This window comes from Janthinobacterium algoris (assembly GCF_051380935.1).
Taxonomy (GTDB): Bacteria; Pseudomonadota; Gammaproteobacteria; order Burkholderiales; family Burkholderiaceae_D; genus Janthinobacterium.
The window spans coordinates 366,452-380,059 of the sequence record NZ_JBNYXZ010000001.1 but is presented as its reverse complement, the minus strand read 5'-3'; the positions used below and the strand labels follow the sequence as shown (position 1 = coordinate 380,059).

General features: G+C 65.3%; 16 protein-coding genes. All 16 read left to right on the top strand.

Going from position 1 to position 13,608, the window contains the following annotated elements:
* The first annotated feature begins 73 nt into the window (after positions 1-73).
* Positions 74-1,741: a sensor histidine kinase gene (locus ACQ4W7_RS01760; protein WP_426071688.1), complete on the top strand. Its 1,668-nt coding sequence runs from the start codon at positions 74-76 to the stop codon at positions 1,739-1,741.
* Positions 1,738-2,439: a response regulator gene (locus ACQ4W7_RS01755; RefSeq protein ID WP_426071687.1), complete on the top strand. Its 702-nt coding sequence runs from the start codon at positions 1,738-1,740 to the stop codon at positions 2,437-2,439. The genes ACQ4W7_RS01760 and ACQ4W7_RS01755 overlap by 4 nt, the downstream gene beginning before the upstream one ends.
* 253 nt (positions 2,440-2,692) lie before the next feature.
* The gene (locus ACQ4W7_RS01750; protein ID WP_157814672.1) at positions 2,693-2,839 is read left to right on the top strand and encodes a hypothetical protein; all 147 of its coding nucleotides are present in this window, start codon (positions 2,693-2,695) and stop codon (positions 2,837-2,839) included.
* Between the two features lie 82 nt (positions 2,840-2,921).
* On the top strand, positions 2,922-3,095 hold the full coding sequence (locus ACQ4W7_RS01745) for a Flp family type IVb pilin (RefSeq protein ID WP_070281259.1): 174 nt from the start codon (positions 2,922-2,924) through the stop codon (positions 3,093-3,095).
* Between the two features lie 95 nt (positions 3,096-3,190).
* Positions 3,191-3,364, top strand: a complete 174-nt coding sequence (locus ACQ4W7_RS01740; RefSeq protein ID WP_426071686.1) for a Flp family type IVb pilin — start codon at positions 3,191-3,193, stop codon at positions 3,362-3,364.
* A complete protein-coding gene (locus ACQ4W7_RS01735) occupies positions 3,361-4,431 on the top strand; it encodes a phosphatase PAP2 family protein (RefSeq protein WP_436527993.1) in 1,071 nt (356 codons plus the stop codon). Before ACQ4W7_RS01740 ends, ACQ4W7_RS01735 begins: the two co-directional genes overlap by 4 nt.
* On the top strand, positions 4,428-5,015 hold the full coding sequence (locus ACQ4W7_RS01730) for a prepilin peptidase (RefSeq protein WP_426071684.1): 588 nt from the start codon (positions 4,428-4,430) through the stop codon (positions 5,013-5,015). Before ACQ4W7_RS01735 ends, ACQ4W7_RS01730 begins: the two co-directional genes overlap by 4 nt.
* Before the next feature lie 35 nt (positions 5,016-5,050).
* Complete coding sequence (locus tag ACQ4W7_RS01725) at positions 5,051-5,680, top strand: methyltransferase family protein (protein WP_426071683.1); 630 nt, start codon at positions 5,051-5,053, stop codon at positions 5,678-5,680.
* Between the two features lie 31 nt (positions 5,681-5,711).
* Positions 5,712-7,058 carry a DUF8689 domain-containing protein gene (locus ACQ4W7_RS01720; protein WP_436527990.1) on the top strand — a complete coding sequence of 449 codons (1,347 nt, stop codon included), beginning with the start codon at positions 5,712-5,714 and terminating at the stop codon, positions 7,056-7,058.
* Complete coding sequence (gene cpaB / locus ACQ4W7_RS01715; RefSeq protein ID WP_436527988.1) at positions 7,055-7,903, top strand: Flp pilus assembly protein CpaB; 849 nt, start codon at positions 7,055-7,057, stop codon at positions 7,901-7,903. Before ACQ4W7_RS01720 ends, cpaB begins: the two co-directional genes overlap by 4 nt.
* Before the next feature lie 22 nt (positions 7,904-7,925).
* Positions 7,926-9,509, top strand: coding sequence for a type II and III secretion system protein family protein (locus ACQ4W7_RS01710; protein ID WP_436527986.1), 1,584 nt, complete (start codon positions 7,926-7,928; stop codon positions 9,507-9,509).
* A 9-nt stretch (positions 9,510-9,518) separates the two neighbouring features.
* Positions 9,519-9,797, top strand: coding sequence for a hypothetical protein (locus ACQ4W7_RS01705; RefSeq protein WP_436527984.1), 279 nt, complete (start codon positions 9,519-9,521; stop codon positions 9,795-9,797).
* Positions 9,798-9,843: 46 nt separating this feature from the next.
* The gene (locus ACQ4W7_RS01700; RefSeq protein ID WP_436527982.1) at positions 9,844-11,394 is read left to right on the top strand and encodes a TadE/TadG family type IV pilus assembly protein; all 1,551 of its coding nucleotides are present in this window, start codon (positions 9,844-9,846) and stop codon (positions 11,392-11,394) included.
* Between the two features lie 7 nt (positions 11,395-11,401).
* Positions 11,402-11,869 (top strand): TadE family protein, encoded by a 468-nt coding sequence (locus tag ACQ4W7_RS01695; RefSeq protein WP_436527980.1) that lies wholly within the window; start codon positions 11,402-11,404, stop codon positions 11,867-11,869.
* Positions 11,870-11,879: 10 nt separating this feature from the next.
* Positions 11,880-12,398 (top strand): TadE/TadG family type IV pilus assembly protein, encoded by a 519-nt coding sequence (locus tag ACQ4W7_RS01690; RefSeq protein WP_426071676.1) that lies wholly within the window; start codon positions 11,880-11,882, stop codon positions 12,396-12,398.
* Positions 12,399-12,420: 22 nt separating this feature from the next.
* Positions 12,421-13,572, top strand: coding sequence for a CpaE/TadZ family protein (locus tag ACQ4W7_RS01685; RefSeq protein ID WP_426071675.1), 1,152 nt, complete (start codon positions 12,421-12,423; stop codon positions 13,570-13,572).
* Positions 13,573-13,608: the final 36 nt, after the last annotated feature.

Genomic DNA, 13,608 nt, shown 5'->3' with positions numbered 1-13,608 from the left:
AACAACAAGAATTTATCTGTGGTATCTATCCCAGCGCATGGCCCGTCCATGCGGGACACGGCCAGGAGCGCTTGTGAATCTCGATCCTCCCCTCAGATCCGGCTTGCCGGGCGCCGGCATGGATACGACCATGGTGAACGGCATGCGCCTGCTGCTGTCGAGCGCCACCTTGCTGACCCTGTTCATCGACCACGAAAGCGCCGGCAAGCTGAGCAAGATCACCTGGCTGATCTTTTCCGCGTATACCCTGCACAGCCTGCTGCTGTATGTGCTGGCCGTCTTGGGCCTTAGTTTGCCGGAAGATATTCTGCTCTACTGGCTGGACGTGGCCTGGTATGCGCTGATCGTGTTTTCCACCAGCGGCCACAACAATTTATTCTTCCTGTTTTTTTTCTTTGCCATCCTGACCTCGTCGTTCCAGCGCGGCTTCGAGGAAGGTGCGCGCGTGACCCTGGCCTCGGCCGGCCTGTTCGCCGCCACCGCCCTGTTCGGCGAAACGGAGGCGGAACTGTCGCGCCTGCTGCTGCGCACCACCTTCCTGCTGGCGCTCGGCTACATGATCGCCTACTGGGGCGGCTCCGCCATCACCCAGCGCAGCCACCTGGCGCTGCTGCGCGATGTCAGCCAACTGTCGAACCCCCGCTTCGGCGTCGACCAGACCATTACCTCGGTGCTGGAAAAAACCCGCGGTTATTTCAACGGCCGCAGTTGCCTGCTGATCATGCAAGACAAGGGTACACGCGTCTGGTCGCTGCGCAGCGTGCTGCATACGGCAACGGGCGTCGTGCACACCAGCTCGCTCCTCAGCGAGGATGCGGCCAGTCCCCTGCTGGCTTTCCCGCACGATAAAATCGCGCTGTACAACCAGCCCGCCGGCCCCTGGCTGCCGTGGATAGGCGGCTCGCGCATGCTCGATCCCGACAGCGGGCGCTGGCTGCGGCATGACGACGCGGCAGGAGCCCGCCTGGCCGAACTGCTCGAAGCGCACGCCTTCATCAGCGCGCCGCTGCCCTTGCGCAATGGCAAAGGCCGCATCTTTATCGTGTCCGCCACCAGCATGAGCAAGACGGACGCCCTGTTTCTCAGCCATATCGGCGCGCAGGCGTTTCCCGTCATTGAAAACATCGATCTGCTCGACCGACTGGCGTCGCAGGCGGCCTCGCGCGAGCGCGAAAAGATCGCGCGCGACTTGCACGACACGGCCGTGCAGCCGTATATCGGCTTGCGCCATGGCCTGGCCGCCCTGCGCAATGAAGCCACGCCGGGCAATCCTTTACTGCCCGAGCTGGAAAAACTGATCATCATGTCGGGCCAGGTGATCACCGACCTGCGCAGCTACGCGCGCACGTTCAAGAATGGCCAAGTGCAAAGCGAGCCGGAACTGCTGGTCGCACTGCGCCGCCAGGCCACGCAGATCCGCGAATTCTATGGCATCGACATCGCCCTGCATATCGAAGGCGACCTGCACATCAACGACCGCCTGGCGGCCGAGGTGTTCCAGATCGTCAACGAAGGCATGAGCAATATCCGCAAGCATACGTCGGCGCGCCACGGCGCCGTCAAGCTGACCTGCGTGCAGGGCGCGCTGCACATCAGCATCGACAATGAATGTGCGGCCGCGCACGTGCCCGACTTCCTGCCCGACTCGCTGGCCGAGCGCGCCGCCGCCCTCGGTGGCACGGCCCGCGTCACGCACAGCATGCTGGGCAACACCTCCGTACAGATCGAGATCCCCATATGAATGACGTACGCTACATGCCACCGGTCAGCCATGTCATCAGCGTCATGCTGGTGGACGATCACAAGACCATGCTGTGGGGTCTGGAGCGGCTGATCGGCGGCGAGCACTCGGGCATGCGGGTGGTCGCCACGGCGTCCGACAGCGCCGAGGCGCTGGAGCAGGCAAAGACGCTGCAACCGGATGTGATCGTGCTGGACCTCGACCTGGGAGGCATCAGCTCGCTGGCCATCCTGCCCGCGCTGGCGCAGTGCGGCAGCACGCGCGTGCTGGTGCTGACGGCTAGCCACGACCAAGCCATCCTGGACCAGACGGTGCTCAAGGGCGCGCGCGGCATCGTCAGCAAGGACGCGCCGGCGGAAATGGTATTGAAGGCCATCGAAAAGGTGTACAAGGGCGAGCTGTGGCTGGAGCACGCGATGCTGGGACGCATGCTGACGCAACTGACCCAGCCCGGCGGCGGCTCGGCGCATGCCATCGCCGTCGCCAGCCTGACCCTCAAGGAAAGAAAGATCATCGCCGCGCTGGTGCACGGCAGCGGCACGCCGGCCAAGCTGCTGGCGGACCAGTTGTTCATCTCCGAACACACCTTGCGCAATCACCTGACATCGATCTACCGCAAGCTGGACGTGTACAACCGCCTGGAACTGTACGCCTACGCCACCAAACACCAGCTGGGCGAATTGCCGCCCGGCGCCTGACGCCGCTGTCCCCCTGCACGGCCACTGCACGGCCGCGCACGCCCTCCCCGCCGCCCCCTTCGCCAGCCACCGGCACGGCCCCCCTTCGCCCCTGCGCGCGCCAAACTCGACCATGACAATTGTCACGAAAAAAACAAGCAGTTCCTCCTTGCAATAAAAGGATGTTCTTCTGATGTAGATCAAGCTGCTGACTTCTATAGTGGTTTTACCGGAGTGCAGATCACCGCGCGGCCACCACGACACGGAGCACAGCATGCGCCTTGACAAGTTTCTTCCGACAGCCCTGATCACCTATTTGCAAGGCAAGGAAAAAGCTGCGTTCTACCGCTATGCACTGGTGGCGGCGCTCATGGCGGTGGTGTGCATCATCGGACTGCTGGCACTGGGCGAGAGCCCATGAAAGTGCCAGGTCGAAGCACCAGGAACCAAGCTGCAATACCGTTTTACCCACCGCTGTACCTTAACCACCGCTAGGAGTTGTCATGAACCTCATCAAAAACTTTATCCGCGAAGAAGATGGCGTCACTGCAATTGAGTATGGCCTGATCGCTGCCCTGATTGCCGTGGTGATCATCGCCGCCGTCACCATCGTCGGCACGCAGCTGAAAAAAACTTTCAGCACCATCGGCACCAAGCTCACCACAGCCAATGCCTGATGCGATGCAGTCCGGGCCGGCCCAGCGCCAGCCCGGACGTATCGCCCCGACACGCTCCGGCACACCCACCTTGATGACGCATAGCGAGGCCCATCGTGAAATCTCTCTTCAGCCGTGTATCCGACGAGTCGGCCGTCACAGCGATCGAATACGCGCTGCTGGCGGGCCTGATCGCGGCAGTGCTGGTAATCACGATCACCGTGCTCGGCGACCAGGTCAAGCAGCTGTTTGTCTACGTCAAGGACCAGGTAGTCCTGGCCATGTCATGAATACCCTGCGCGCCTCGCTGCGCACCCACCGTGCCCTGCTGCTGATCGTGCTGCTGTACGCCGCCGCCGCAACGCTGCTGGCCGGCAGCCTGCCCAGCGCCTCGGACATTCTGAATGTGCTGGCCGGCTTCCTCGTGGCCATCCTCACGGGCCCCATCTTCATCCTGTGCGGCTACACCATCCATGTCATGCTGATGCAGCGTCCGCACCGCCTGTGCCACTACCTGTACCACGATCTGCGCCGCTACCTGAGCAACGAGCGCCTGCTGCACGCGCTGCCGGCCATGCTCTTGATCCCCATCTTCGCGTCCAGCTTCACCGTCTTCAAGGCCGCCATCCCGCGCCTGCACCCCTACACCTGGGATGCCAGTCTGTCCGCCTGGGACATCGCGCTACATGGCGGCCAAGCCCCATGGGAAAGGCTGCAGCCGCTGCTGGGCCACCCGCTGGTCACGGGCCTGCTCAACGTCAGCTACCACTTTTGGTTCTTCCTGTTTTACGCCGTGCTGTACTGGCTCATCCTTGATACGCGCCGCCCGCTGTTGCGCATGCAGTTCCTGCTCAGCTTTGCGCTGACCTGGATCACCCTGGGCAGCATCATGGCCGTGCTGTTTGCCTCGGTCGGCCCCTGCTACTACGGCCACCTGCACGCCAGCGACCCGTATGCGCCGCTGATGGCCTACCTGCGCGACGCCAACCAACACGTCCCCGTCTGGGCCCTGCAAGTGCAGGACATGCTGTGGCAAGGCTATCAAAGCAAGGGCGCGAACGGCGAACTGGGCATCTCCGCCATGCCCAGCATGCACGTGGCCACGGCCACGCTGATGGCCATCATGGGCTGGCACGTCAACCGCGCCGCCGGGATCGCGCTGTCCGCCTTCGCCGTGCTGATCCTGCTCGGCTCCATCCACCTGGGCTGGCACTATGCGCTAGACGGCTATGTGGGCGCGGCCGGCGCGGCGCTAGTGTGGCACCTGGTGGGACGGCTGCTGGGCAGCCAGGCCGCGGTACCCGCCATGAATCTGGCCACGGTGCCCTGCATGAGCAAGGAAGGACTGACATCATGAACCTCCACCTGCCCATGCTGCTGTGCCTAGCCGTGCTGGCCAGCCTGCTCGCCGCCGCCCTGTGGCACGACCTGCGCACGCGCCGCATCCCCAACCTGCTGGTGCTGTGGGGCACGCTGACGGGACTAATCCTCAACAGCTTCGTACCATCCGGCGCAGGCCTGTTCGACGCGTCCTTCGGCGGCCTGGGACTGCTGCAGGCACTGGCCGGCGCAGGCGCCGGACTTGCCTTGCTGCTGCCCATGTACCTGCTGCGCGCCCTGGGTGCCGGCGACGTCAAGCTTATGGCCATGTGCGGCGCCTTCCTCGGTCCCGATGCCGTGCTGGAAGCTGCCCTGCTCACATTCCTGTGCGGCGGCGTGCTGGCCCTGGCCGCCGCACTGGCCGGCCAGCGCCTGCGCCAGGTGCTGAAAAACACCTATCACATGATGCTGGGCGCGCTGCTGCACAGCCTTGCCGGCGGCGCCGCCACGATCGCCGAGCCGCCACCGGCCACCGGCAAGCTGGCCTACGCATTCGCCATTGCCAGCGGCACCGCGCTGCAGGTGTTCCTGCATTACACCCATCTGTGGAGCCTGCGCTGAAACGCGCCGCCTGCCCGCCAACATAGGACCTGACCATGGACACCCTCACCACCCTCGCTACCCTCTGCCACTCCCGGGGCGCCAGCCTGCTCACCAGCATCGCCATGGCCGCCCTGTGGACGTTCTTCGCCAGTGCCCACGTGGTGGGATTCCTGCACAGCGGCGACTGGAGCTATTTGCTGTTCTGCGCCGCCGAAACCCTGGCTGCCCTGTTCTTCATCGTGCGCTCGGCCCCCGTCAGCGTCTCCACCAATGCGGGCGACTGGCTGCTGGCCATCGGCGCCACCTTCGCCCCCTTCCTGCTCTCGCCTGCCGACATGGCCATCTGGCCCAACGCGCGCTACCTGCTGGCCGTCGGCAGTCTGCTGCAGATCGCCGGCCTGCTGTCGCTGAACCGCAGCTTCGGCCTGGTGGCGGCGCAGCGCGAAATCAAGACGGGCGGCGTCTACCGCGTGATACGCCATCCCCTGTATGCCAGTTACCTGATTTCCCTGAGCGGCTACTTGCTGGCCAATACCTCGCCAGCCAATGCCGTGGCCTACGTCGCGACGATCAGCATGATGGTGGCACGCTTGCTGCGCGAAGAGCGCTTCCTGTCCAACGACGTGCGCTATCGCGTCTACATGCGGCAAGTGAAGTACCGCCTGCTGCCCTTCATCTTCTGACATCCGGCCACCCGAACGAGGAGCACCTATCATGCCTGACACCTATCCAGAACGCAGCGACGGCGGCGGCATCGAGCCGGCCGCCAAGCGCGCGCCACGCACCGTCGAGGAAACGGGATTGCCCTTCCTGTTCCTGGTCGAACTGCTGGTCAAGATACTTTTCCTGCGCGGCCAGATCGGCCTGCCCGCCCTGTCAACGCACGTCAAGCTGGGCGCCGGCATACTCGAACCGCTGCTCACCTTCATGCGCGCCGAAAAACTGTGCGAGGCGCGCCGCAACGGCGGCAACGGCACCGATGCCGACCTGTATTACCTGCTGGGCGACCAGGGCCGCCTGCGCGCCGCCGAGTACATGCGCCGCAATGCCTACAGCGGCCCCGCCCCCGTCACCCTGGCCGATTACAGCAACCAGGTGCTGGCGCAAAGCGTGGCGCACATGCAGGTCACCCGGGACGACGTACAGCGCCAGTTCCGCGACGTGGTGGCCAGTTCGGCCGTGCTCGACCAGCTGGGTGCAGCCATGAACTCCGGGCGCGCCCTGTTCTTCCACGGTCCCGCCGGCAGCGGCAAGAGCTACCTGGCCGAGCGCCTGAACGGCCTGCTCAGCGGCGCCATCGCCCTGCCCCATGCGGTGATGGTCGATGGCGAAGTGCTGCCCTTCCTCGACCCCATGCTGCACACCCTGTCGCGCGGCGGCTCCGTGCCGTCCGACCCCCGCTGGGTGCGCGCGCAGCGCCCCGCAGTGCTGACGGGCGGCGAGCTGACGCTCGACATGCTGGACCTGCAATTCGACCAGGGCACCCGGCTGTACCAGGCGCCGCTGCACCTGAAGGCCAACAACGGCATCTTCATCATCGACGACCTGGGCCGCCAGCGCTGCTCACCCGTGGAACTGATGAACCGCTGGATCGTGCCGATGGCGCGGCATATCGATTACCTGTCGCTGCACACGGGCTATAAGTTCCCCGTGCCCTTCGACGTCATCGTCGTGTTCTCGTCGAACCTGGCGCCGCAGCACCTGGCCGACGACTCCTTCCTGCGCCGCATCGGCTACAAGATTCACGTGGGCCCCCTGAGCGCCTACCACTACCTGGCCGTGTTCCGCAGCACCTGCGCCCAGCTGGGCATCAATTTCGACGAAGCCTCGTACACCTACCTGCTGCACCTGCACAGCCAGTATCAGCGGCCCTTGCTGGCCTGCTATCCGCGCGACATCCTCGCGCAGATCTGCGACCAGGCGCGCTATGAAGACCACGCGGCGCAACTGTCTCCGGAAATCCTGTTCTGGGCATGGGAAAACTATTTCGGCAGCGATGACGACCTTGCAAGCACACATAACGGACCGGCAGCGGTCCAGCACAAAGGGGAAGCAAAATGAGAAACGCACGCGCTCTGACGATGATGGCCATCGCGGTCATCCTGGCGTTCGCCGCGGTCATCGTGGCCGCGCGCTGGATCAATGCCCAAGCCTCGGGCAATATCAACAAGGTCGCCGTGGCCCAGGTCGACATCAGCCTGGGGGCACGCCTCACGCCCGACATGGTGCGCATGGTCGACTGGCCATCGAACGCGCTACCGCCGGGCGCCATCAACGATCCGAAGCTGCTGGAAACGCGCGTCACGCGCACCAGCATCCAGCACGGCGAACCGATCATGGAAGGCAAGCTGGCGCCTCCCGGCACGCAAGGCGGCCTGTCGGCCGTCGTCGCCGAGGGCAAGCGCGCCATGACCGTGCGCGTCAACGATGTGGTGGGCGTGGCCGGCTTCGCCCTGCCCGGCAACTTCGTCGACATCCTTGTTAATACCCAGGGCGAAGGCGCCCGCAAGACGCCGGACCGCGATCCGAACATTTCCAAGATCGTGCTCGAACGCATCCTCGTGCTGGCCATTGCCCAGGAATCGAGCCGCGACGACACCAAGCCCAAGGTGGTCAACGCCGTGACCCTGGAGCTGACGCCGGAACAGGCGGAAAAGCTCGACCTGGCGCGCAGCGTGGGCACCCTGTCGCTGGTGCTGCGCAACCAGGTCGAGGACAAGCCCGTCAACACGGAGGGCGCCACCAAGTCCAGTTTGCTCGATGAAAAAGTCGCCATTGCCGCCCCCGCCGCCATGGTGCAAGCCAAGCCGCTCCCCCGCCGCCGTCCTGCCGCCGCAGTTGCGCCACAGGCCGGTCCGCGCGTCGATGTCATCAAGGGGCTGGAACGCAGCTCCCAACAATTCTAACCTGCACCAGAGGAGTCACGCCATGAGCACATATTGCACAGCAAGCGAAAGCCGGGTACTCAGCCTGGCGCTTGCCCTCGCCATGATAGGCGCGCTGGCGCCGCAGGCACGCAGCGAACCCGTCGCCGCTGCCGCCACCGCGGTTGCCGCCGAAACCGGCACCGCCAGGAGCAGCCGGATCGCCGCCCGACCCAAGGCCACGCCGCCGCAAAGCGCATCGCGCGCCGGCCGCACCGAGATGGCACCGCAAATGAGTCTGGCCGAAGGCAAGTCGACCCTGATGCGCCTGCCGTTTGCCGCCAGCCGCATGTCGGTCGGCGATCCGCGCATCGCCGACGTCATCCTGCTCAATCCCAACGAGGTGTACCTGCTGGGGCGTTCCGTCGGCACCACCAACCTGATCCTGTGGAACAAGAACAATGACGCCACCATCATCGACCTGGCCGTCGGCATCGACAGCAGCAGCCTGCAGGCACGCATGGCCGAACTGCTGCCGAACGAAAAGATCCACGTCACGGTGGCGGGCGACACCTTGATCCTGTCGGGCATGGTCAGCGATGTCGTCAAGGCCGACCAGGCCCTGTCGCTGGCCAACGCCTATGTGCAGCGCAGCGCCCGCAGCGGCTCGGCCGCCTCCGGCGCCGCGCCAGCCGCAGGCGCCGCCGCTCCCGCCCCCGCAGCTGCGCCGGATGCTGGCATGTCGCGCGTGATCAACCTGCTGTCGATCGCAGCGCCGCAGCAGGTGATGCTGGAAGTGAAGGTGGCCGAAGTGTCGAAGGTGCTGGTCGACCAACTGGGCGCCAGCCTGGGCATCAACAAGACCATTGGCAGCTGGTCGTACTCGCTGCTATCCAGCCTGCTCAGCAACAATCCCAGCGGCTTGAGCGGCGCCAGCAAGAACAACTTCTTCAACCTCGACGCGCAAAAACGCGATGGCCTGATCAAGGTACTGGCCGAACCGAACATCATGGCCATCAGCGGCCAGGAGGCGAGCTTCCTGGCCGGCGGCAAAATCTTCATCCCCGTCAGCCAGACCAACAATAACGGCGTGCCCACCATCACGCTGGAAGAGAAGGAGTTCGGCGTGGCCGTGAAATTCACACCCACCGTGCTCGAAGGGGGACGCATCAACCTGAAGGTGGCGCCGGAAGTGTCGGACCTGAACAAGGACGGCATCGGCATCACCGCCACCGGCATCTCGGCCACGGCCATCCTGCCTTCGTTTACGACGCGGCGCGCCACCACCACGGTGCAGCTGTTCGATGGCCAGAGCTTCGCCATCGGCGGCTTGATCAAGAACAACGTGACCAGCAATATCAAGGCCTTGCCGGGCTTGGGCGAAGTGCCCGTGCTGGGCGCCCTGTTCCGCAGCACGGACTTCCAGACGGACCGCTCGGAACTGGTCTTCATCATCACGCCGCACCTGGTCAAGCCGCTGCCGCCCGACTACAAGCTGCCCACCGACGGCTACATCCAGCCGACGCGCGGCGACATATTCATGCAGGGAAAAATGGAAGGCAGCGCGCCCGCGCCCGCAGCGCAAGCAGCGCCCATGCAGCCGCAAGCGGCCGCGCCCCAGCCTGCCGCCGGCTTCGACCTCAAATAGGAGAACATCATGAAAACCGCACTTTACCTGCCTTGCACCGCCCTGTTTTGCCTGCTGGCCGGCTGCACCGCCACCACCACGCCCGTCCTCGATTCGCACTTTGGCGAATCGGTGGCCCTGCTCAAAGCGCAGCAGATCATGTATCCGGACGCCTACCGCAATACCAACCCTGTCAGCGGCATCGACGGCAAGGCCGGCGCCAGCGCCTACCAGCGCTACCAGAAATCGTTTGCGGCGCCGGAACCGCAACCGAATGTCTTCACCATCGGCGTGGGCGGACGCCAGTAGGCGCCAATCCCGCGATGCACTTCCCCCAGGCCACCAGGAGACAGCCATGAACACCGCATTTCGCAGGCACGACAAGCAGCAGGGTGCGATCGCCATCGTGCTGGGGCTGACCCTGGTGGTGCTGTTTGCCATGGGTGGCCTGGTGCTGGACCTGGGCCACCTGTACATCGCCAAGACCGAACTGCAAAATGGCGCCGACAGTGCCGCCCTGGCAGGCGCCGTGGAACTCAATCAAAGCGCGACCGGCATCGACAATGCGCAGGCCAAGGCCATCGCCATCGCGCAAAAGAACCGCTACGATTTTTCCACCGCGCTGACCATCACGGCCGCCAACATCGGCTTCGGCCCCAGCCCGGACGGCCCCTGGTCGTCCGGCGCTAGCGCCCGCACCAGTCCCCAGGGCCAGACCTTCATCCGCATCGATACGGGCAGCAAGACCTTCGCCACCTACCTGATGGGCATCGCCGGCATTGCCAGCACCAGCACCTCGGGCGTGGCCGTGGCGGGCCGCTTCGTCAACGACGTCACACCGATCGGCGTGTGCGCCGTCGATCCGGCCAACAAGACGGCGCAATATACATATCCGGCAGCACCGGCCGGCACGGGCCTGACGGAACTGCTGGAATTCGGTTTTCGCCGCGGCGTCACCTACAACCTGTTCGGCCTCAATCCGCTGGGCGGCCCGTCCGATCCCTACCTGATCAACCCTGTCGATGCGCCCCCTGGCGCCTGCGACGCTTCGCATTCCAGTGCCAATTCCACCGCGCCGTTCATGTGCACGGGCAGCAGCGCCGTCGTCAGCGGCGGCTCGGGCAAGGTCTACACGAACACGGGCTTGAGTGCCGGCAAGATCGCGGCCGCCCTCAATTCGCGCTTCGACGATTATTCTTCGCCATCCGTGTGCGACCCCGCGACGGCACCGCCCGATACCAACATCAAGGAATATCCATGCAAGGGCGGCTCGTCTCCCTGCGTCGCCAGCGCGGCCAACTCGCCGCCCACCGCTTGGATGGAGCCGGGCGCCAGCACCTTGCCCAGCCAGCAATCGGTCAGCCTGGCCGGCAACAAGCCGAATTACCGCCTGCCGCCAACCTTCACGACGCCCGTGACGGCGGCCCAGGCCCAGTTCGCCGGCTATGGCGTGCTGTGGTCCTACGGCCCCGCTTACCAAAGCAATGGCGCCACCCCGGCCAAGGCCGGCACGGCCTATAGCGTCGCGGACGGCAACGCCAATCCCATGTACAGCACGGCCAAGGCGAATTACTTCGACACGGCCAGCTACCCCGTCAGCCCTGGTGCCTCCTTCCCCGTCGGCACGCCGCCTTCGCCGTACAACCAGACCAGCGGCCCCACGTTCCAGGCGCCGTCGGTGGCCCATCCGGGCCGGAACAACCGGCGTATCCTCAACGTGGTACTGGTCGACTGCCGCACGGCGCCCGTGGGGCCGGCCTCCTGCGGCAGCATGAACACGGTGGGCATCGGCAAATTCTTCATGACGATGAAAGCCGATTTCAGCGGCGGCACGAAGCGCCTCGACGTCGAGTTCGCAGGCTTGATCGAGCCCGTGCCGAATTCCGAAATCAAACTTTACAAGTGAGGCGGCCATGCACACCCACCTTTCCCACCCAAGGCAGCACGGCGGCGCCGCCGTCGAATTCGGCATCGTGCTGGCCCTGCTGGTCACCCTGCTGGCCGGCATCTTCGGCTTCGGCCGCGCCTTCTGGTACTACGACGCGCTGACCAAGGCCACGCGCGACGCGGCACGCAATATGTCCGTCAAGGCCAAGGCCGGCATCGCCTCGCAGGGCGTGCCGGCGGCCAGGCAGACGGTGGTTGATGCGGCCATCAGCGCCGGCATCAGCGACTTCACCACGGCCAACGTGACGGTCACTTGCCTGGACGCGGCGTTCAACGACAGCAGCTGCGCCGATGGCACGGCGCCAGGCGGCATCCGCGTCGAAGTCGTCAACTACACGCTGTCGGTAGGCCAGTACCTGCCGTTCGTGATCGGCGCGGCCAGCAGCTATGCCACGCCGCTCTCGCCGCGCACCACCATGCGCTACATGCTGTAAGGAGAATGCCATGCGCCACCGCCTTTCATCGCCTCCCCCAGCCGGGTGCCAGCGCGGCGCCGCCGCCGTCGAATTCGCCCTGGTGGCGCTGCTGTTTTTCACCCTGCTGTTCGGCATCCTCGAATTCGGCCGCATGCTGTACCTGTACAACACGGTGCAGGAAGTGAGCCGCCGCGCAGCGCGCGAAGCGGTGGTGCGCTGGATCGACCAGACCGACACCGTCAAGACCCTGGCCCTGTTCGGCGGCACGGCCCTGCCGGCCGCCCCGGAACTGACGGCCGCCAACATCACCATCCGCTACCTGAACAAGAGCGGCGCCGAAGTGACCTTGCCGCCGCTCGACCCGGGCGACAACCTGTCGGCCTGCGGTGACATCACGCGCACGGCGAGCTGCATCGACAGCGTGCGCGTGTCGATCGACAACGTCAGCTATACGCCGATGGTCAGCCTGTTCGGTTTTCTCAATATCGCCGTGCCAGCCTCGGTCGTGGTCATGCACGCCGAAAGCCTGGGCTTCCAGATCAATTGAATGCCATTACCGGGAGTACCAAGTGAATATCGTCATCGTCTCGAAGAATGAAGCCCAGCTCAAGCGGCTCACCCGCTTGCTGCGCGAACGCAGCGCGGCCGACCGCGTCGCGCTGCTGGCGAGCATACCGGATGTCTTCGACAACGGCGTCACACCGGACTTGCTGCTGCTGGAGCAGGAGCAGACGGGCGAGGCGGAGCTGGAACAGCTGGAGCTGCTGGGCGGGCGCCATCCAAACCTCGCCATCATCGTGCAATGTCCGCAGCAAAGTCCGCAATTCCTGCTGCGCTCGATGCGCGCGGGCGTACGCGAAGTGCTGCCGCCCGACGACGATGCGGGCCTGTGCGCCGCGCTGCGCCGCATCGAGGACAAGCTGCAAAAGCAGGTCACGCGCAAGGGCCAGGTGCTGGCCTTCGTCTCGTGCAAGGGCGGCAGCGGCGCCACCTTCATCGCCGCCAACCTCGGCTACGCGCTGGCCGCCGGCGAGCAGCGCAAGGTAGCGCTGTTCGACCTGAACCTGCAGTTCGGCGACGCCGCCCTGTTCGTCTCGGACCACAAGCCGGCCACCACCCTGTCGCAGCTGTCGCAGCAGATCGTGCGCCTCGACGCTTCGCTGCTCAGCGCCAGCATGATCCAGGTCACGCCCGCCTACAGCGTGCTGGCCGCCGCCGACGATCCCGCCCATGCGGCCGACGTCGAAGCGGAGCATATCGACCGTTTGCTGACCCTGGCGCGCAGCCAGTACGACTACATCCTGCTCGACGTGGGACGCGGCCTCGATCCCGTCAGCGTGCGCGCGCTGGACCGGGCCGACCTGATCTTCCCCGTGCTGCAGGCAACCTTGCCGTATGTGCGCGACGGCAAGCGCCTGCTCGATGTGTTCCGTGGCCTCGGCTACCGCGAAGACAAGATCCGCCTGATCCTGAACCGCTATGCGAGCAGCGACAGCATCCGCGTTGCCGACCTGGAAGCGGCGTATGGCAAGCACGTCTACAAATCCATCCCCAACCATTACGAAGCGGTGGCGGCCTCCGTCAGCCAGGGCGTGCCCATCCTCAAGCTGGCGTCGCACAATCCCGTCTCGCGCGCCCTGCAGGAACTGGCCGCCAGCCTGGCCGGCGAAACCCCGCCTGCCGCGCAAGGCTGGGTTTCGCGGCTGCTGGCGCGCGCCTGATGCCCCAGCCTGATATTCAAGCCGAATACGCCCATT

Coding starts and splice junctions, on each gene's coding strand:
- ACQ4W7_RS01700 (WP_436527982.1), top strand. CDS start 9,844: ATGAACACCGCATTTCGCAGGCACGACAAGCAGCAGGGTGCGATCGCC.
- ACQ4W7_RS01745 (WP_070281259.1), top strand. CDS start 2,922: ATGAACCTCATCAAAAACTTTATCCGCGAAGAAGATGGCGTCACTGCA.
- ACQ4W7_RS01710 (WP_436527986.1), top strand. CDS start 7,926: ATGAGCACATATTGCACAGCAAGCGAAAGCCGGGTACTCAGCCTGGCG.
- ACQ4W7_RS01720 (WP_436527990.1), top strand. CDS start 5,712: ATGCCTGACACCTATCCAGAACGCAGCGACGGCGGCGGCATCGAGCCG.
- ACQ4W7_RS01690 (WP_426071676.1), top strand. CDS start 11,880: ATGCGCCACCGCCTTTCATCGCCTCCCCCAGCCGGGTGCCAGCGCGGC.
- ACQ4W7_RS01750 (WP_157814672.1), top strand. CDS start 2,693: ATGCGCCTTGACAAGTTTCTTCCGACAGCCCTGATCACCTATTTGCAA.
- ACQ4W7_RS01695 (WP_436527980.1), top strand. CDS start 11,402: ATGCACACCCACCTTTCCCACCCAAGGCAGCACGGCGGCGCCGCCGTC.
- cpaB (WP_436527988.1), top strand. CDS start 7,055: ATGAGAAACGCACGCGCTCTGACGATGATGGCCATCGCGGTCATCCTG.
- ACQ4W7_RS01730 (WP_426071684.1), top strand. CDS start 4,428: ATGAACCTCCACCTGCCCATGCTGCTGTGCCTAGCCGTGCTGGCCAGC.
- ACQ4W7_RS01735 (WP_436527993.1), top strand. CDS start 3,361: ATGAATACCCTGCGCGCCTCGCTGCGCACCCACCGTGCCCTGCTGCTG.
- ACQ4W7_RS01705 (WP_436527984.1), top strand. CDS start 9,519: ATGAAAACCGCACTTTACCTGCCTTGCACCGCCCTGTTTTGCCTGCTG.
- ACQ4W7_RS01755 (WP_426071687.1), top strand. CDS start 1,738: ATGAATGACGTACGCTACATGCCACCGGTCAGCCATGTCATCAGCGTC.
- ACQ4W7_RS01725 (WP_426071683.1), top strand. CDS start 5,051: ATGGACACCCTCACCACCCTCGCTACCCTCTGCCACTCCCGGGGCGCC.